The organism is Salipiger sp. CCB-MM3 (genome assembly GCF_001687105.1).
Lineage (GTDB): Bacteria > Pseudomonadota > Alphaproteobacteria > Rhodobacterales > Rhodobacteraceae > Salipiger.
The window spans coordinates 2,561,937-2,579,171 of sequence record NZ_CP014595.1 but is presented as its reverse complement, the minus strand read 5'-3'; the positions used below and the strand labels follow the sequence as shown (position 1 = coordinate 2,579,171).

The window sequence follows — 17,235 nt, the reverse complement described above, 5'->3', positions numbered from 1 at the left end:
CGGGGCGTTTTTCTTTGCCTATTTGAAGAACAATGAAGTCTAAGGGCTGTCAGCCGGCGAAGACTTTCATTGTTCCCAAAATACGCAATCTGTCCGCCTCGCAAGTCCCACCCGATGAGGGCTTGGCGCGCCCTGCCCGCATCCCCATATTGGCCCCATGCTGAAGTTCATGCCGATCCTGCTGGCCATCGCCTATGCCGTCGTCGCCTATCACTTCTCGGCGTGGCGCACCGCGCGCGAGCTTGATGGCCGCTCGACCGAACTGGCCGACCCGAAGCTCAAGGCGCTGACCGACCGGATGGCGGCGGCGCTCGACCTGCCGCGGATCCGTGTGAACATCTATGAGATCGCGCCGGTCAACGGGCTGGCGGCGCCGGACGGGCGGATCTTCATCACGCGCGGCTTCTATGATCGCTACAAGGCGGGCGAGGTGAGCGCCGAGGAACTGGCCTCGGTCATCGCGCATGAGCTGGGCCATGTGGCGCTGGGGCACTCGCGGCGGCGGATGATCGATTTTTCCGGCCAGAACGCGATCCGCGCGGCGCTGGTCATGGTCTTTGCGCGCTTCATTCCCGGGCTCGGGCCGCTCATCGCCAATGCGCTCACCTCGCTGTTGGCGGCGCGGCTGTCGCGCGGCGATGAATATGAGGCCGATGCCTATGCCGCCGCGCTGCTGCACAAGGCCGGGATCGGCGTCGGGCCGCAGAAGTCGCTTTTCACCAAGCTGGAAGCGCTGAGCGGCGGCGGCGGGCGCGGCACGCCCGCGTGGCTGCTCTCGCACCCCAAGACCTCCGAGCGGATTGCGGCGCTCGAGGCGCTGGAAGCGCGTTGGACGGCGGTCGAAAGCTGAAGCCGCGCCCTGCCCGGAACACGCGCGCAGCCAGCGGCGGCGCAGCCAGCGGTCGAGCGACAGCCACCCGCCTCCGGTCAGTGCGAGCGTGGTAAACAGAAAGCCCCAGAGCAGCCTTTGATCGAGGATCGGCGCATCCGGCTGGCGGTCGAAGAGCGCGCCGATGGCCGAGGCATCGACGCCATGGCCGATGATGTCGGTGAGGCTCATGATAATCACGAAGCCCAGCATGCCCAATGCGGCGAGCCGCGTGGCAAGGCCAAGGATCAGCAGCAGCGGCAGGATAAGCTCCGCTGCGGTGCCCGCGGCAACCACCAGATGCGCGGCGAGGCCAAGCTGGCTGGCGTCATAATTCACCGCCGCCATGGCGCGCGGAAAGATCTGCGCGTAGCCGTTGAGCGAGAGTCCGAAGCCGTCGATCTTGGTCAGAGCCGAGGACCAGAAGAAACCCGCCAGCGTGGCGGCAAAGACCGCGCGCCCGGCAAGACCAAGCAGCCCCGGCGCAGCGGCGAGAAGCGCGCCCTCGGCGCGCAGTAGATGCGCCTTCAGGTCCGGCGCGGCGGTATGGCTGAGCACATGGGTCATGGGGCTGGGTCTCCGTGGGTGAGGGCATCGTCTGCGGCAAAGGCACCGGCCTCGAACAGGCATCCGAAGATGGCGGCGTGATCTGCGCCGATGGGCAGCGCAGCGCCGAGCGGGGTGCCGCGGGCAAGGGCGCGCAGCGTGGCTGCTGTCCCCTCTGGTGCGGCAAGGGTCAGCACCTTGAGATGCGGGCGGCTGACCAGAACCTCTCTGGCGCGGCTTTGCGCCAGATCGGGCCGCGCCGCGTTGCGCGCCCAGATTGCCAATGCCGAGGGGCCGAGGGTCAGCACCCGCAGCGCCGGGTGAAGGCGCGGGCAGAGCGCCGCCAAAGCTTCGGGTGGCAGGCCCGCCAGCACGCCGGGCGCCAGCGGCGCGGCGTCGGCAGATTGGCTGGCGTCGCGGCGCGCCTGCTCGATGCGGGCCACATCCGCGAGGTAGGAGAGCGCGGCCAGCGGCGGGAAGTCCGCGATCCAATCGGCAAGCTCTGCGCCATAGGTCGCCATCACCGGGCTGCGCGGCGGGTGCGCTTGCGCGAAGGCGCGGGCCATGGCGCGAAAGTATGCCTCGCCCACCAGACGCTCGACCACCGGAAAGGCCGCCGCCAGCGCCTCGGTGAGCGCGACGCTGACGTTGTTACGGTAGACGTCATAGCGCCGCGTGGCCGCCGCCCCCGAGGGATCGCGCAGCGCCGCCGGGCGCGGCGCCTCGGGCGACAGAAGCGCGCTGGCAAAGGTTTGCGTGAAAGCGCCCGGCCCGCTCATGCCGCTCTCCGCCGTGCCATGACCTGCGATGCACGCGCGGCCTCGGTCTCGAGGGTGGCGAAATCGGGCACGTCATTGTCCCATTCGATCAGCGTCGGGCGCGGGCCGATGCGGGCGATGACATCCGCATAGAGTGCCCAGACCGGATCGGCCACCGGCGCCCCATGGGTGTCGATGAGCAGCGGCGCGCCCTGCCCGTCGTCCTCTTCGGCGTAGCCCCCAAGGTGAATCTCGCCCACCTCCTCGACCGGATAATCGGCGAGATAGGCGGCAGCGGAGGTGCCAAGGTTGCTGGCGGAGATGAAGACGTTGTTGATGTCCAGCAGCAGCCCGCAGCCGGTGCGCCGGGCCACCTGCGCAAGGAAATCGGTTTCGCTCATCGTGCTCTCGGCAAAGACCGCGTAGCTCGAGGGGTTCTCGAGCAGCATCCGCAGGCCGAGGCTTTGCTGCACCTCCTCTACATGCGCGGCAACACGGGCCAGCGTGGCCTCGGTATAGGGCAGCGGCAGCAGGTCGCTGAAATAGGTGCCCTCATGGGTCGACCACGCGAGATGCTCGGAAAACTGCGCCGGGCGGACCCGGTCGATCAGGCGGCGGAGCCGGGCCAGATGCGCGCGGTCGAGCGGCTCGGCGCCGCCAATCGACAGCCCGACGCCATGCACTGAGATCGGAAAGCGCGCGCGCAGATCGTCCAGCATGGCGAGCCGCGGACCGCCGTCGACCATGTAATTCTCGGCGTGGATCTCCAGCCAGCGTACCGCGCCGGGGCTGGCAAGATCGTCGAAATGCTGGGATTTGAAGCCGATGCCAGCGGTGTTGGGCAGATGGGTCGGGTGCATTGTCAGAGCCTCCCTCAAGGCGCTTGGGGACAGGGGCGCGCGGCAACCCGAAGCAGGCCGCCGCGCGCATCGCGCTGGGGCGATCAGCCCGTCGGCAGGTCGCGCTCCAGCGGCACGAGCGAGCCCATACGGGCCATGCCATCGGCCATGGCGGGCAGCTCGATCTCGGCGCAGGTCCCGGCGGGCACCAGTGTCCAAGCGTTGCCCTGATAATCCACCGAGGCGGTGCCGGCGCAGGTGGTGCCGGGGCCCGCGGCGCAGCCGTTCTCGCCCGCCATGGCGACGCCGTAGCACTTCTCCTGCTCTTGGGCGTGGGCGGCGCCGGTCATTTGCGCGAGACCGGCGGCGACGGCACCGGCGAGGGCGAGATGTTTGCTGTGAATGGTCATGTCAGTCTCTCCAGAATTGGCTCGCAGACTTCATCGTCTGCACCGGGGTCTTCGGCATGGCGGGGGGATTTGTTACGGCGCTCGCGCTTCTGTGATAGTCTGGAAATATTCCGTGGGCGCTGTAACGCGGCGCCTCGCGCGCCCGTATGCGCAGTCAGATGCCCGAAGAGCAGGACCGGACCGGACGCCGATGAAAGCCCCCGCACGCGGACAGGACGAAGAGATCGAGACGCTGATGCGCGCCGCGCTCGGCGGTGACCGCAAGGCCTATGCCGCCTGCCTCGCGCGGCTGGTGCCGCGCATGCGCGCCATGGCCGCCAGCGATCTGCGCGGCCAGCACGCGCATCTGGCCGAGGACGTGGTGCAGGAGGCGCTCTTGTCGATCCACCTCAAGCGCGGCAGCTGGGACCCGTCGCGGCCGCTGATGCCTTGGGTGCGGGTGATCGTGAAGCACAAGGCGATCGACGTGCTGCGCAAGACCCCAAAGGCCCCGCATGAGCCGGTCGAGGATCATCCGGGGCTCGACGCCCCTGCGGTCGATCCGCTGGCGGGGCTGCATCTGGAACAGGCGCTGGCGCGGCTGCCCGCGCGCGACGCGGCGCTGGTGCGTGAACATGCAGTGAATGGCGTTGACGCCGAGACACTGTCGAAGGATTTCGATCTCAGCCCCGGCGCGCTGCGCGTCGCGCTGCACCGGGCGCTGCGACGACTGGCCGACGCGGCCAGAAAGGAGGAAGAATGGAAACCGATGAGCTGATCGCCGCGCTCAGCGCCGACGATATGCCCGCAAAGCGCCCGAACCTGCATTGGCGGATGGCCTTTGGCGTCGCGATTTCCATAGTGCTGATGCTGGTGTTCTGGGGCATGCGTCCGGGATGGCCTGATGTGCTGCTCATGCTGCCGCTGCTGGTCAAACAGGGGCTTCCGGTGGTGCTGGCGGGCCTTGCTTGGGCCGTGCTGCGGGGCAGCGATCCCGAAGCGCAGGTGCCGCTCTGGCCGCTGGGGCTGCTGGCCGCCGCCAGCGTCGCGGGCTGGCTGCTGTCGGCACTCTCGGGCGGTGACGTTCTGGGGCAGTCGCTGTGGCAATGTCTGCTGTCGATCCCGGCGCTCGCCCTGCCGATCGCCATCGCCCTTTTCCGCGGCCTGCGGCACCGGATCGACCCCCGGCCCGCGCGCACCGGTATGCTTGCCGGGCTGTTCGCGGGCGCTGCTGCGGCGGCGGTCTATGCGGTGCATTGCGACGAGGACAGCGCCGCCTTCTTCCTGCTCTGGTACGGTCTTGCGATTGTGCTCTGCGGCTTTGTCGGACGGCTTGCAGGACGGCGCTGGCTGGGGGTTTAACCCCTCCCCCCCTATAGGGTTCTCCGGCATTGACACAGGCTGCCACCTTCCGCCGCGCGCCGTTTTATGTTAAGTACATTCATGGGGCATCTTCGGCATGCCACCCGTCCCCATAGGCTGCCGAACCTCCGTCGGACGGGCCTCTCGCCTCTCCCGCCCAAGTTTTTCGCCATGCCCCAAACGGTCCGATATTTCCGGGCCGAGTTGTTTGAATTCCTTATTTCAGAGACGAATTCAGACCCCGAAAGGAAAAGCCATGAAGTCCCTTCTAGCCGTTTCCGCCATGACGCTGGCGCTCGCCAGCGGCAGCCCTGCCGCCGCGCAGAACTCCCTGATCGACCAACTCTCGCAATATGTGCCCGACTCGGTGATCAGCCTGCTCGACCGCAGTGAAATCCTCGACGCGTTCACCATGACCCGGAACAGCCAGTCCGACCGCCGGGCCACGACGCGCGTCGAATATCTTGCAACCAGTGGCGCGGTGCCGCGCACCTATTCGACCCACCAGCTGAACAGCGTGGGGCGCTACCTGACCGATGCCGAGATGCAGAACATGTCGGCGCAGCACTTTGGCGACGCGCTGGCGATCATCGCCTCGAGCAAGCCCGAGGCTCAGAAAGCCGCGATGATCAGATCGCTGTCCTATCGCTGATCGCGTGACCGACTGAACGACTGAACGACGCCGGGGGCCGCGCATCGCCGCGGCCCCTTTTGCTGCAGCGCTTGCATCGGGCTGGGAACTGAGGCTTCATCGCGGTATGAGGACCACTCAATGACCCCTGTTCGACCGATCTTCACCGCCTTTGCCTGCGCCGCGCTTCTCGCGCTTGGGGCCTGCGCTGCGCGTAAGCCAAGCGAGGCCGAGGTGCTGACCGTCGCCTGCAGCGCCGGCATCGCCGAGGCTTGCGGCTACCTCTCGCGCGGGCGCTCGGTCACTGGCACGCCGCTGTGAGATTTCCGCTTTCGGTTGAGGTCGCCTGTCAGGCGTATGGGGATATTTTCGCCCACCTGAAGAGGTCTGCGCGCATCCCAGAGCGCATGCGCCACAGCGCGCCGAATCTTTGAGAACAGCCAAGCCGCGGCTGAACGGGATCACATGCGCCAAGACGGGAAAACCGCGGCAAAGCGAAGCCCCAGCCCCACTCGGGCACCATTTAAAACATTGATCGTATGGGAAAATGGTGGGTGATGAGAGACTCGAACTCCCGACATCTTCGGTGTAAACGAAGCGCTCTACCAACTGAGCTAATCACCCGTGAGGGGCGGTTTAGCCAAGCTTGCGGCGGCTTTCAAGCCTCATCCTTCGTCAATCTGTCGATCCTTCTGCGCGGTCTCGCTCCACTGCCTTCATGGCGGTCCGACGGGGTGCAATGCGGCCAGCTATCCGGTGCCAGATCGGCGAAACGGGCGGCTGTTTGGCCTTTGGCTGCGGGCGAGCAAACGCATGGCGAGGCTTTCGCGACTCCTTGAACACAGGACGCCTGGCTGCTGCGCTATCGGGACTGATGGCTTGATCTGGAAAGGAAAAAGGCGCGCCTCGGGGAAACCGGTCAGCGCGCCTTTAGAAAAAATGGTGGGTGATAAGAGATTTGAACTCCTGACATCTTCGATGTGAACGAAGCGCTCTACCACTGAGCTAATCACCCGGTAGGCGGGCTTTTACTGATAGGACCGGGGGGGCGCAAGAGGGATCAGAGCAAAAAATTCACAAATTTTTCGCCCGACGTGAGGGCAACTGCATCGGCCCGCGCCCGGGATAAAAACTGGGGCTCTGCCCCGTCCGCTTGCGCGGACTCCCCGGGATATTTTTCTCTAGACGAAGCGGCGTTTGAGGATTGATGGGGCCTCATGAAGTAGGGGCGGACCCGAAGGCCCGCCCCTGAAGCTTTAGATGACAGCAGCTTAATGCGCCGTCGCGCCCGTGGCTTTTTCTTCCTTCGCACGCAGGGCGGCGGCGGCCTCTTCAGCCTCCTCGTCCCACTCGATGGGCTGGGGCTTGCCGATCAGCGCCATCTCGAGCACTTCCGAGACGTGCTTGACCGGGATGATCTCGAGCCCCTGCTTCACGTTGTCAGGCAGCTCGGCGAGGTCCTTCTCGTTCTCTTCGGGAATGAACACCGTCTTGATGCCCCCCCGCAGAGCCGCGAGCAGTTTCTCCTTGAGCCCGCCGATGGCCGACGCATTGCCGCGCAGGGTGACCTCGCCGGTCATGGCGATGTCCTTGCGCACCGGCAGGCCGGTCAGCACCGAGACAATCGCCGTCACCATCGCAAGACCGGCCGAAGGGCCGTCCTTGGGCGTGGCGCCGTCCGGCACGTGGACGTGGATGTCCATCTTGTCGAACTTCGGCGGTTTCACCCCGATCTGCGGCGAGATCGAGCGCACATAGCTCGACGCGGCCTCGATCGACTCCTTCATCACGTCGCCAAGCTTGCCGGTGGTTTTCATCCGGCCTTTGCCCGGCAGGCGCAGCGCTTCGATCTGCAGCAGATCGCCGCCGACCGACGTATACGCAAGCCCGGTGACGACCCCCACTTGGTTCTCGTCCTCGGCCAGACCGTAGCGGTATTTCTTCACGCCGAGGAAGTCGTCGAGATTTTCGCGCGTGACTTCGACGTGTTTGGTCTCGCCCTTGACGATCTTGGTCACGGCTTTCCGCGCGATCTTGGCCACTTCCCGCTCGAGGTTCCGCACACCGGCCTCGCGCGTGTAATAGCGCAGAATGTCGGTGAGCGCCTCATCGGTGATGGTGAACTCGCCCTTCTTCAGACCATGCGCCTTGATCTGCTTGTCGAGCAGGTGACGCTTGGTGATCTCGAGCTTCTCGTCCTCGGTGTAGCCCGAGAGCGGGATAATCTCCATCCGGTCAAGCAGCGGGCCGGGCATGTTGTACGAGTTCGAGGTCGTCACGAACATTACGTTCGACAGATCGTACTCCACCTCAAGGTAGTGATCGACGAAGGTGCCGTTCTGTTCGGGATCGAGCACCTCGAGCATTGCCGATGCGGGATCGCCACGGAAGTCCTGCCCCATCTTGTCGATCTCGTCGAGCAGGATGAGCGGGTTGGTGGTTTTCGCCTTCTTCAGCGCCTGGATGATCTTACCCGGCATTGAGCCGATATAGGTCCGGCGGTGGCCGCGGATCTCGGACTCGTCCCGCACGCCGCCCAGCGAGATGCGGATGAACTCGCGCCCAGTGGCCTTGGCCATCGACTTGCCCAGCGAGGTCTTACCCACGCCCGGCGGGCCGACGAGGCAGAGGATCGGGCCCTTCAGCTTCTGGCTGCGCGCCTGAACCGCGAGATATTCGACGATCCGTTCCTTGACCTTCTCGAGGCTATAGTGATCGTGATCGAGGATTTCCTGAGCACGGCCCAGATCCTTCTTCACGCGGCTTTTCACGCCCCACGGGATCGACAGCATCCAGTCGAGATAGTTGCGCACAACCGTCGCCTCGGCGGACATCGGGCTCATATTGCGCAGCTTCTTGAGCTCGGCCTCGGCCTTTTCCTTGGCCTCTTTCGAGAGCTTGGTGGCCTCGATCTTTTCGGCCAGTTCATTGATCTCGTTCTGGCCATCTTCGCCGTCGCCAAGTTCCTTCTGAATGGCCTTCATCTGCTCATTCAGATAGTACTCGCGCTGGGTCTTCTCCATCTGGCTCTTGACGCGGGTCTTGATCTTCTTCTCGACCTGCAGAACCGACAGTTCACCCTGCATCAGGCCATAGACCTTCTCGAGGCGCTCGCTCACGGGCAGCGTTTCCAGAAGCTCCTGCTTCTGTTCCACCTCGATGCCGAGGTGACCCGCCACGAGGTCGGCCAGCTTGGCCGGATCGGTGGTTTCGGACACCGCCGAGAGCGCCTCTTCGGGGATGTTCTTCTTGACCTTGGCGTAACGTTCGAACTCTTCGCCGACGGTGCGCACCAGCGCGGTGATCGCGGCGGTGTCGCCCGGCATCTCGGAAAGATACTCGGCCTTGGCTTCGAAGAAGCGGTCATTGTCGATATATTCGGTGATCTTCACGCGCGCCTGCCCCTCGACCAGCACCTTCACGGTGCCGTCGGGCAGCTTGAGCAGCTGCAGCACGTTGGCCAGCACGCCAGCGCGATAGATGCCGTCGGAATCGGGATCGTCCACGGACGGGTCGATCTGGGCGGCAAGCAGGATCTGCTTGTCGTCGGCCATAACCTCTTCCAGCGCGTGCACCGATTTTTCGCGCCCCACGAAGAGCGGCACGATCATATGCGGAAACACAACAATGTCCCGCAGCGGCAGCACCGGATAGGATGTGTTGAGAGGCTGTTGCATACGCATTCCTTGCTAGTGGCAGGACGGTCTGGCCCCGGATATCGGCGACCCTTGCCGTCCCCTGTCGGAGTATTCAGGTGGGGCGCGGGCGTTAACTTTTCAAGCGCGCGGGACCCGTTCTCACCAATGTGACGCTCCGCTGCGCCGGGCGCAAGCCGCCAATTCGCCTATGGCGAGAGAATAGAGGCGCGCCACGCGAAAACCTTGCAACAGCCTTAACGGCAACACGGGTTAACACTCGCGTGGCGCGCCTCTTCACCGCCCGGTCAGGCGGCGTCGCTCAGGGTGGGGTAGTCGGTGTAGCCTTCCTCCCCGCCCGCATAGAAGGTGTTCTGGTCGCCCTCGTTCAGCGGCGCGTTCTTTTGCAGGCGCGTCACCAGATCGGGGTTCGAGATGAACGGACGGCCAAAGGCCACCAGATCCGCCTTGCCGCTCTTGACGGCCTCGATGGCCATCTCGCGGTCATAGCCGTTGTTGCCCATCCAGACGCCCTCATAGAGCTTGTGCAGCGCCTCGAGGCTTTCGCCCTCGGCCAGCTCGCGCGGGCCGCCGGTGGCGCCTTCGACCACGTGCAGATACGACAGGTTATAGGCGTTCAGCTTCTTCACCACATATTCGAACAGCGGCTGCGGGTCGTCATCGTCGATGCCATTGGCTGGCGAGAAGGGCGACAGACGCAGGCCGGTGCGATCGGCGCCGATCTCGTCGGTGACCGCATCCAGCACCTCAAAGAGGAAACGCGCGCGGTTCTCGATCGAGCCGCCGTATTGGTCCTCGCGCTTGTTGGCGCCGGTCTTCAGGAACTGGTCGATCAGATAGCCATTGGCGCCATGCACCTCGACGCCGTCAAAACCAGCCTCGATCGCCGCGCGGGCGGCGTGGCGGTAGTCGGCGACGATGCCGGCCAGCTCTTCGGTCTCCAGCGCGCGCGGCGTGGAGGTTTCCGCCGGGCCATCGACCGTGAAGGTCTTGGCGCCTGCCGGGATCGCCGAGGGCGCGACCGGGGCCTGCCCGTCCGGCTGAATAGACGTGTGGCTGATGCGGCCCACGTGCCACAGCTGGATGACGATCTTGCCGCCTTCGGCGTGCACCGCATCGGTCACCTTCTTCCACGCGGCCACTTGGCCTTCGGAATAGATGCCCGGGGTCTTGATATAGCCTTTGCCCTGCGCCGAGATCTGCGAGGCTTCGGTGATGATCAGCCCTGCGCCAGCGCGCTGGCGGTAGTATTCCACGTGCAGGTCGCCGACTTCGGCGGTGTCATTGTCGGCACGGCTGCGGGTGAGCGGGGCCATCACCACGCGGTTGGCCATCTCGATGGCACCTGCGGTGAACGGGGTAAAGAGCGCCTCGGTCATGAAGTCTCTCCCTTGCTTGGGTCCAGTGTCTTGCCGACCAGGGTGGCCGGCATGGGAAACGAGAGATAAGCGCGCGCCGCGCTGCGGCAAGCGCGCAAAGCGATGTGCACAATTGCACGGAACGCATGACTGGCGATGTGCCGAACGTTTCAATGGCTGCCGCCGCGCTGCAAGTCACTGGCCGTTCACATGGTCCGGCCTTCGTGATACAATCATAGGTATATTAATACGCAACTATTTCACCCAGGATTTTTGATCTATCAGCCGCGTCATGCACCATATTTTGCCCGCCGTTTTGCTCATTGTGCTTTTTGCCAGCCTGCCGGACGCGGCCTATGCGCCGCTTCGGAGTGCCTCGTCGAAACTCTCAACCACTGGGCCGCCGGGTGGCTCTGCCCCGGCCTTTTCGCCCAGCAGCCTCGAAAGGCAGACCGGGCGCGCGCTCTATCATGGCTCGGCGCGGCTGCTTGCAGGGCCCGGCGATCTTTCTCCGGGCGATTTCGGGGCCTTTGGGGTGATCGCATTTGCCCGCGGGCCGCAGTTCCCAAGAGGCAGCAGCGACCCCGAAGCCGCGCGCGCCGCGATGATCTGTCGTGCCTTCGTCGCGTCCCTAAGCGCCCCTGCGGACACCCAGCCCGAGCGGCCCTCCTCTGAACGTGTCGTGGTCACCGTCTGGCCCATGCAAAGCTCTGCCGCCGCCGCGCGCGCGCGCCAAGCCCCTCCCGGCGAGACCTGCGCCATCGCCCTGCAGCGCTATCGCTTCGAGACCGCCGATCTGGCGATCGGGGCGGCGGTGGACAGCGGGCAGCTCAACCCATCGCGGCGCGGCCCCTTCCTGATGGCATGGCAGCCCGGCGCGAGCTTTGCCGATCCGGGGCGACCGATCCTCTTTGACGATCTGTCCAACGTGAACGATCCCGAAGAGGCGCAGGCACGGTTTGCCCGGTGGGACCGCGACATCGCAGATGAGGAACGCTATGGCGACGTGCTGGAGGATCGCCTCGGCCTTTGGGCCTACGCCCGTCTGCGGCTGAGGACATGGGCCGACACGCAAGGCGCAGAGCTGCTGTCAGCCCTGCGCGCCGCGCTCATGTCCGGATGGCAGCAAGATGCCTGATCTGCTGAGCGCGGCCCTGCCCTATCTCTTCCTCGCGCTCATTGCAGCGGCGCTCACCTCATGGGTCGGCCCCACCACCGACGCGGGCTATCAGGCGCTCTTCGTCACCAGCTTCGCCGGTCTGAGCGCGCTCTGGCTGCTTGTCATCGCGCTTACCAAAAGCCGTAACTGACCTGCCTCAGAGCGACGGGATGTCCCCTTCGGCCCGCTGGGCGTGGAACTCTTCCTCGAAGGCGGCGAAAGTGCCGCTGGCGATCGCGTCCCGCAGGCCCTGCATCAGTTCCTGATAATAGTGCAGGTTGTGCCACGTCAGCAGCATCCCCGAGATCATCTCGCCCGCGCGGTAGACATGGTGCAGATAGGCGCGCGAGTAGCTGCGGCAGGCCGGACAGCTGCAATGCTCGTCGAGCGGGCGCGGGTCGTCCTGATGGCGGGCGTTCTTGATGTTGACCATGCCGCGGCGCGTCCACGCCTGCCCGGTCCGACCCGAGCGCGAGGGCAGCACGCAGTCCATCATGTCGATGCCGCGCTTCACCGCACCAACGATATCGTCGGGCTTGCCCACCCCCATCAGATAGCGCGGCTTGTCCTCGGGCAGCTGGCCGGGGGCGAAGTCGAGCACTTTGAACATCGCCTCCTGCCCCTCGCCCACGGCGAGCCCGCCCACGGCATAGCCGTCAAAGCCGATGGATTTCAGCGCCTCGGCGCTCTCACCGCGCAGGTCTTCTTCGAGCCCGCCCTGCTGGATGCCGAACAGCATATGCCCCGGCCGGTCGCCGAAGGCATCGCGCGAGCGCTGCGCCCACCGCATGGACAGGCGCATGCTTTCTTCGATCCGCTTGCGGTCGGCGGGCAGCGCCGGGCATTCGTCGAAACACATCACGATGTCCGAGCCGAGCAGCCGCTGAATCTCCATCGAGCTTTCCGGCGAGAGCATGTGCTTCGAGCCGTCGATATGGCTCTTGAACGTGACCCCCTCCTCGGTGAGCTTGCGCAGCCCGGCAAGGCTCATCACCTGAAAGCCGCCCGAGTCCGTCAGAATGGGGCGCTCCCAGTTCATGAACTTGTGCAGCCCGCCAAGGCGCGCAACGCGCTCGGCACCGGGGCGCAGCATCAGGTGATAGGTATTGCCCAGCAGGATATCGGCGCCGGTGGCGCGCACGCTTTCGGGCAGCATCGCCTTGACGGTGGCAGCGGTGCCGACGGGCATGAAGGCGGGGGTGCGGATCTCGCCGCGCGGGGTAGAGATCACCCCGGTGCGCGCTGCTCCGTCCCGCCCGGACAGGGTAAAGGAGGTCTGGCTCATGTGCTTCCCTCTGCCCCAAAGCGCAGGATTTGCCAAGCGGTTTGGCGCGCGCCTCCCCGATACCACCCTATGCTGCGCAACTCCCTGCCTTTGCCGCAAGCGGTGCCCAGCGCGCCGCGCCCAAAGATTTCTAAAATCCTAAATTTTGAGGTGCAGTTCAGATTTGCAGCGCACCCTAGGCCCTGTCACCTCAACCCCTGTCACCTCAACCATGGAGCCTTGCATGATCCGCTTTGCCCCCCGAAAGACCGACCACACCACCCCGCGCCGAAGGCCCGGGGCGCTTTCGCATTCTGGAAAATACTTTGTCTATGGCGCCCTCGCGCTCAGCCTGCTTGGCATACAAACCGCCCATGCGGGCGACGATGTGCCCCCGCTCGATTATCAGGGCCGTTATTTCATCACCTCCGACGGCTGCGCCTATTCACGCGCGCAGGCCTATGGCTATCACGCCAGCTGGCATCTTTTGCTCAATGCCTCGGTGATCGGCTTCCAAGATGCCCACTCCGGCTGCGCCGCGATGCTCGACACCGGCGTTCCCACAGGCATCATCAGCACCTCAGGCTATTCCGGCTCGTAACGGCTGACGCTGACGTCGCTTCCGCTTACCCCGCGCATGGCGCCAACCCGCACCGCCGGGCCGGCGCGCACTCATTGAGCGCCATAGCGTCCTTCGTGTCCCCAATGGAATGAAGCGGAATGAAGCGCCCTAAGCCTCGCGCAGATCGAAGGCGGCCTCCGCCACGTCGCGCCCGTTCACCTGCAGGATCACCGCATGCGGGCCGGGGTGCAGCCGGAAGGTGGTCGCATCGCCTTTCATGCGGTGCCGTTTCACCAGCCGCAGCCTCTGCCCCGGCTTCAGCTGCACCGATCTGAGCTTGAACACCTTTTCGGCGCTGCCCTTCGGGCGGTGGAAGCGCAGGCGGTAATCCACCATCACGGCGCCACCCTCCGGCGCCTCGATCTCTGCGACAATCTCCAGCGTCTCGCCGATGGGCAGGCTTGGCGGATCGAGGCTCAGCTGCGCGCGCACCGGCAGGTCCGCGCGATAGCCAAGCAGCGCCAGCGCCCGTGGCTCACCCCGCTTCACCGCCGTGCGCAGCGCGTGGCGGGTCATCCAGTCCAACTCCTTGGCGTCCTGCCGCGCGCCGGACTGCCAGTCCTCGAGCCGCCCAAGCACCGCATCGGGCGCAATCTTCGACAGGTCGTTGAGGTGATTGGCAACAGAGCGCGTGACAAAGCGCGTCTCATCCCCATGCAGCGCATCGAGAAAGCGCAGCGGCAGCAGTGGGTCGAGCGAGATGCCCATCCCCCAAGGCAGCTTGGGCCGTGTCCCTTCCGAGACCAGCCGCCGCACATGGTAATGCGGGTCCTCCACCCAAGCGTCGAGCCGCGCCAGCACCTGATCGGGCCAGCGGTTGAGGAACGGGCGAATGGCGTATTCCATGGAAAACCGCTGCGTGGCCGCGTGCAGCAGATCGAGGGCGCGCTCCGGGTGGTCCATCCCGTGACGCATGGCCAGAACCCCGGGCACCGCGTGGATGAACCGCCCGAAGTCATCGTCGCGCAAGCTGGGGTCAAGCGGCGACGGCAGCGCCGCCTCCACCTGATCCACCATTTCGGGGAAATCCGAAGCAAGCTGCTCGGCCAGCGCCTCGGCGATCACCTCCAGCCGCGCATGCACGCCCAGCCCCTCGAAACGCGGCAAAGCGGTCTCGATGAACCGGTCGGGCGCGAACCCCGGCAGGACGGAATATTCCTGCGCCAGAACGCCAAGCGTGCCGCGGTTGAACAGTTGATCGGCGAGCGAGTAGCCCGCGCCCCCGCCCTGCCCGTCCGGTCCCCGTGCCATCGGCTCAGATCGTCGCCAGCGTCTCGCCGCCGTCCAGAACGATGTTCTGCCCGACGATGAAGCGCGCGTGCACCGAACACAGATAGGCGCACATCTTGCCGAAATCCGCCGCCTGCCCGTATTCGCGGGTCGGAATGCCCGACGCGCGCTCGGCGCTGATCTCGGCGATCGGGCGTCCTGTGCGCTCGGCGTCATGCGTGTCCATCTGCACGATGCGCGCGGTCTCATGCACCCCCGGCAGCAGGTTGTTGATGGTCACGCCCTTCTCGGCCACCTGCCGCGAGGTGCCCGCGACAAAGCCTGTCAGACCCGCCCGCGCCGAGTTCGACAGACCCAGCTGCAGGATCGGCGCTTTCACCGAGCGCGAGGTGATGTTGACCACCCGGCCCCAGCCGCGCTCCATCATCCCCGGCAGCAGCGCCTGCATCAGCGCGATCGGGGTCAGCATATTGCCGTCCAGCGCCTTGAGGAAATCGCTGCGATCCCAGTCGCTCCAGATACCCGGGGGCGGACCGCCGGCGTTGGTCACAAGGATGTCGGCGCCGCGCGCCAGTTCCAGCACCTGCGCGCGCCCGTCTTCCGAGACGATATCGGCAGCCGCCGTGACGACCTCGACACCATAGGTGCTGCGGATCTCCTCGGCCGCCTGTTCCAGAGCTTCGGCGCCGCGCGCGTTCATCACGAGGTTGCAGCCAGCCTCTGCCAGCGCCTCGGCGCAGCCGCGTCCCAGCCCCTTGGACGATGCGCAGACCAGCGCCGTCTTGCCCGAAATCCCGAGATCCATGTCTTTCTCCTCTTGTCGTCTGCCGGCAAAACGCCGGGCTCGGGGCCATATGATGACACATTCCCTTGGCATACAATGGGGTGTAGGCTCGGCCATTCCTGCGCCGCGCGCTACGTGGTCATTGGCTTCGCGACGCCGCTGGCTTTGCGACAGGTCGCGCAGCCCTTTGGGACCACGAACGGCAAGCAGATCGGCAAGCGGGCCGGAGAGACGAGCGCGCAGACCCTGCTGCGCATGAACGGTAGAGACGAGTGATGGCAAGAGCCCCTTTGCAGACCGAAGCCACCCGCGCACTGCACAGCGTGAGCGTCTATCGCGGCGCGCATCTGCGCGTGGTGAGCGGCGCCAACCTCGGCGACGGGCTGAGCTTTGCTGACGATCTGCAGCCAGACGATGTCTACGCGCTCTCGCCCTTGGCGCGCCCCTGCCGCCTGTCGCTGCTGCCCGCCGCCGCGTCGCCCTTCCAAGTGGCGCCCGGCAGCGAGACCGGCACCGCAGGCGCAGAGCTACATCTCGACAGCTGCCTGCTGTTCATGAGCGGCGACGGCGCCATCATCGAAGCGATCGTTCTGGTCGAAACCGATGCCGAAGGTCTGGTGACCGAGTTATACCTCATGCCGCTCGCGCCGATGCAGCCGCGCAAGGATTACGCTTTGGTCGGCGTGTCGACGCAGGATGCTTTGGCCAAATTCGCGCAAGCGGCCTGCGTCTCGTTCACCCGCGGCACGCTGATCACCATGGCCTCGGGCGTGCAGCGACCCGTCGAGGATCTGCAACTGGGCGACCGCGTGCTGACCCGCGACGACGGCCCGCAGGAAATCCGCTGGATCGGCCATCAGGTGGTGCGGGCCAGCGGCGCCTTCGCACCGATCCTGATCCGCGCCGGGGCGCTCAACAATGCGCGCGATCTGCTGGTCAGCCCCGATCACCGGCTGTTCATCTACCAGCGCCGCGACCGGCTGGGCGCCGGACGCGCCGAGCTTCTGGTTCGCGCCCGCCACCTGCTCAACGGCGAGAGCATCCTGCAGCAGCAGGGCGGCTTCGTGGAATATTACCAGATGCTCTTCGATCACCATCAGATCATCTATGCCGAGGGCATCGCCGCCGAATCCATGCTGGTCGACACGCGCACCCGCGCAGCGCTGCCCGCGGAACTCTCCGAACAGCTCGCTGCCCTGCTGCCGCGCCACCGCGCCACGGATCAGCCGGAGATCGAGGTGCAGGAAGTCATGCTGCAGCGGCCCGACGTCGCCGATTTGCTGCGACGCTCGTCGGTGGGATAAAGCCCAAGCCACGATGGTAATGGCACGACAATGACAGCGCGTCCCATTGGGGGCTCTGCCCCCGCCCGCTGACGCGGCCTCCCCCGGGATATTTCCGCCAAGAGGAAGACGAAAAGGGCTTCTTCTCTTTCCAAATACGCCGGCCCGAGGTTGCCGCCCGCGCGGCGCTCAGTGGTCGCGCAAAGCGTCGATCAACTGATCCTTGGTCATCTTCGAGCGACCGTCGATATCGATCTCTTGCGCGCGCTCGTAAAGCGCGTCTTTCGTCCACTCCTCATAGGGCGGCGCCTTGCCGCCCTTCTTCGACGGGTGCATGTCGGGGTTGGCCTTGGCGTTGGCGATACGCGCGGCTTTTTCCTTGGAATAGCCATCGTCGCGCAGATCGGAGTAGAGCTTATCGTCCTTGATCGAGGGGCCGTGGTCGCGGGTCATGGCAGGTCTCCTTTCCCGTGCTCAACCCCGCGC

Annotated in this window: 19 protein-coding genes, 2 tRNA genes and 1 pseudogene; 10 read left to right on the top strand and 12 right to left on the bottom strand. The window is 65.5% G+C overall.

The genetic code is table 11. The annotated features are described in order from the left end of the window. The first annotated feature begins 157 nt into the window (after positions 1-157). Positions 158-850 (top strand): M48 family metalloprotease, encoded by a 693-nt coding sequence (locus AYJ57_RS12415; RefSeq protein WP_066105687.1) that lies wholly within the window; start codon positions 158-160, stop codon positions 848-850. A 270-nt stretch (positions 851-1,120) separates the two neighbouring features. Here AYJ57_RS12415 and AYJ57_RS26620 read toward each other — a convergent pair. The 4 genes and pseudogenes from AYJ57_RS26620 to AYJ57_RS12395 form a co-directional block, all read right to left on the bottom strand. Continuing rightward, positions 1,121-1,435, bottom strand: a pseudogene (locus tag AYJ57_RS26620) (hypothetical protein); the annotation flags it as partial. Further along, on the bottom strand, positions 1,432-2,193 hold the full coding sequence (locus AYJ57_RS12405) for an HvfC/BufC N-terminal domain-containing protein (RefSeq protein ID WP_066105680.1): 762 nt from the start codon (positions 2,191-2,193) through the stop codon (positions 1,432-1,434). The pseudogene AYJ57_RS26620 and the gene AYJ57_RS12405, both read right to left, overlap by 4 nt. After that, a complete protein-coding gene (gene bufB / locus AYJ57_RS12400) occupies positions 2,190-3,032 on the bottom strand; it encodes an MNIO family bufferin maturase (protein ID WP_066105677.1) in 843 nt (280 codons plus the stop codon). Before bufB ends, AYJ57_RS12405 begins: the two co-directional genes overlap by 4 nt. 83 nt (positions 3,033-3,115) lie before the next feature. After that, entirely contained in the window at positions 3,116-3,421 is a 306-nt protein-coding gene (locus AYJ57_RS12395) for a BufA1 family periplasmic bufferin-type metallophore (protein WP_066105674.1), read from the bottom strand. A gap of 190 nt (positions 3,422-3,611) precedes the next feature. Here AYJ57_RS12395 and AYJ57_RS12390 point away from each other — a divergent pair, with 190 nt between their 5' ends. The 4 genes from AYJ57_RS12390 (at position 3,612) to AYJ57_RS12375 (ending at position 5,714) form a co-directional block, all read left to right on the top strand. Further along, positions 3,612-4,178 (top strand): sigma-70 family RNA polymerase sigma factor, encoded by a 567-nt coding sequence (locus AYJ57_RS12390; protein WP_193789487.1) that lies wholly within the window; start codon positions 3,612-3,614, stop codon positions 4,176-4,178. Next, entirely contained in the window at positions 4,160-4,762 is a 603-nt protein-coding gene (locus tag AYJ57_RS12385; protein ID WP_066105671.1) for an NrsF family protein, read from the top strand. Before AYJ57_RS12390 ends, AYJ57_RS12385 begins: the two co-directional genes overlap by 19 nt. A 256-nt stretch (positions 4,763-5,018) precedes the next feature. Next, positions 5,019-5,414, top strand: a complete 396-nt coding sequence (locus AYJ57_RS12380; protein ID WP_157374080.1) for a hypothetical protein — start codon at positions 5,019-5,021, stop codon at positions 5,412-5,414. A 120-nt stretch (positions 5,415-5,534) separates the two neighbouring features. Beyond that, positions 5,535-5,714, top strand: coding sequence for a hypothetical protein (locus AYJ57_RS12375; RefSeq protein ID WP_066105667.1), 180 nt, complete (start codon positions 5,535-5,537; stop codon positions 5,712-5,714). Positions 5,715-5,941: 227 nt separating this feature from the next. Here the strand turns inward: AYJ57_RS12375 and AYJ57_RS12370 are convergent. The 4 genes from AYJ57_RS12370 to AYJ57_RS12355 form a co-directional block, all read right to left on the bottom strand. Then, positions 5,942-6,017: transfer RNA gene (locus AYJ57_RS12370), tRNA-Val, on the bottom strand. 316 nt (positions 6,018-6,333) lie between these two features. Continuing rightward, positions 6,334-6,408: transfer RNA gene (locus AYJ57_RS12365), tRNA-Val, on the bottom strand. A 256-nt stretch (positions 6,409-6,664) separates the two neighbouring features. Beyond that, positions 6,665-9,070 (bottom strand): endopeptidase La, encoded by a 2,406-nt coding sequence (gene lon / locus AYJ57_RS12360; protein ID WP_066105664.1) that lies wholly within the window; start codon positions 9,068-9,070, stop codon positions 6,665-6,667. Between the two features lie 266 nt (positions 9,071-9,336). Next, on the bottom strand, positions 9,337-10,428 hold the full coding sequence (locus AYJ57_RS12355) for an alkene reductase (RefSeq protein ID WP_066105661.1): 1,092 nt from the start codon (positions 10,426-10,428) through the stop codon (positions 9,337-9,339). A gap of 271 nt (positions 10,429-10,699) precedes the next feature. On the opposite strand from AYJ57_RS12355, the gene AYJ57_RS12350 reads away from it, so the two are divergent. Next, entirely contained in the window at positions 10,700-11,545 is an 846-nt protein-coding gene (locus tag AYJ57_RS12350) for a hypothetical protein (protein WP_066105659.1), read from the top strand. Further along, positions 11,538-11,717: a hypothetical protein gene (locus AYJ57_RS12345; protein WP_066105656.1), complete on the top strand. Its 180-nt coding sequence runs from the start codon at positions 11,538-11,540 to the stop codon at positions 11,715-11,717. The genes AYJ57_RS12350 and AYJ57_RS12345 overlap by 8 nt, the downstream gene beginning before the upstream one ends. Positions 11,718-11,723: 6 nt before the next feature. Here AYJ57_RS12345 and tgt read toward each other — a convergent pair whose 3' ends face one another. Next, positions 11,724-12,851, bottom strand: coding sequence for a tRNA guanosine(34) transglycosylase Tgt (tgt, locus tag AYJ57_RS12340; protein ID WP_066105654.1), 1,128 nt, complete (start codon positions 12,849-12,851; stop codon positions 11,724-11,726). Positions 12,852-13,074: 223 nt separating this feature from the next. Between tgt and AYJ57_RS12335 the strand changes: the two genes are divergently transcribed. Then, on the top strand, positions 13,075-13,431 hold the full coding sequence (locus AYJ57_RS12335) for a hypothetical protein (protein ID WP_066105651.1): 357 nt from the start codon (positions 13,075-13,077) through the stop codon (positions 13,429-13,431). A 129-nt stretch (positions 13,432-13,560) separates the two neighbouring features. Here the strand turns inward: AYJ57_RS12335 and AYJ57_RS12330 are convergent, their stop codons facing one another. Together AYJ57_RS12330 and AYJ57_RS12325 are read right to left on the bottom strand one after the other, a co-directional pair. Further along, positions 13,561-14,703, bottom strand: a complete 1,143-nt coding sequence (locus AYJ57_RS12330) for a hypothetical protein (RefSeq protein ID WP_066105648.1) — start codon at positions 14,701-14,703, stop codon at positions 13,561-13,563. Positions 14,704-14,707: 4 nt separating this feature from the next. After that, positions 14,708-15,487, bottom strand: a complete 780-nt coding sequence (locus AYJ57_RS12325; protein ID WP_066105644.1) for an SDR family oxidoreductase — start codon at positions 15,485-15,487, stop codon at positions 14,708-14,710. Positions 15,488-15,562: 75 nt separating this feature from the next. On the opposite strand from AYJ57_RS12325, the gene AYJ57_RS12320 reads away from it, so the two are divergent. Both AYJ57_RS12320 and AYJ57_RS12315 read left to right on the top strand, forming a co-directional pair. Continuing rightward, entirely contained in the window at positions 15,563-15,742 is a 180-nt protein-coding gene (locus tag AYJ57_RS12320; RefSeq protein ID WP_066105641.1) for a hypothetical protein, read from the top strand. Beyond that, positions 15,742-16,770 (top strand): Hint domain-containing protein, encoded by a 1,029-nt coding sequence (locus tag AYJ57_RS12315; protein WP_157374077.1) that lies wholly within the window; start codon positions 15,742-15,744, stop codon positions 16,768-16,770. Before AYJ57_RS12320 ends, AYJ57_RS12315 begins: the two co-directional genes overlap by 1 nt. 168 nt (positions 16,771-16,938) lie before the next feature. Here AYJ57_RS12315 and AYJ57_RS12310 read toward each other — a convergent pair whose 3' ends face one another. Further along, positions 16,939-17,202 carry a DUF7218 family protein gene (locus tag AYJ57_RS12310; RefSeq protein WP_066105635.1) on the bottom strand — a complete coding sequence of 88 codons (264 nt, stop codon included), beginning with the start codon at positions 17,200-17,202 and terminating at the stop codon, positions 16,939-16,941. Positions 17,203-17,235: the final 33 nt, after the last annotated feature.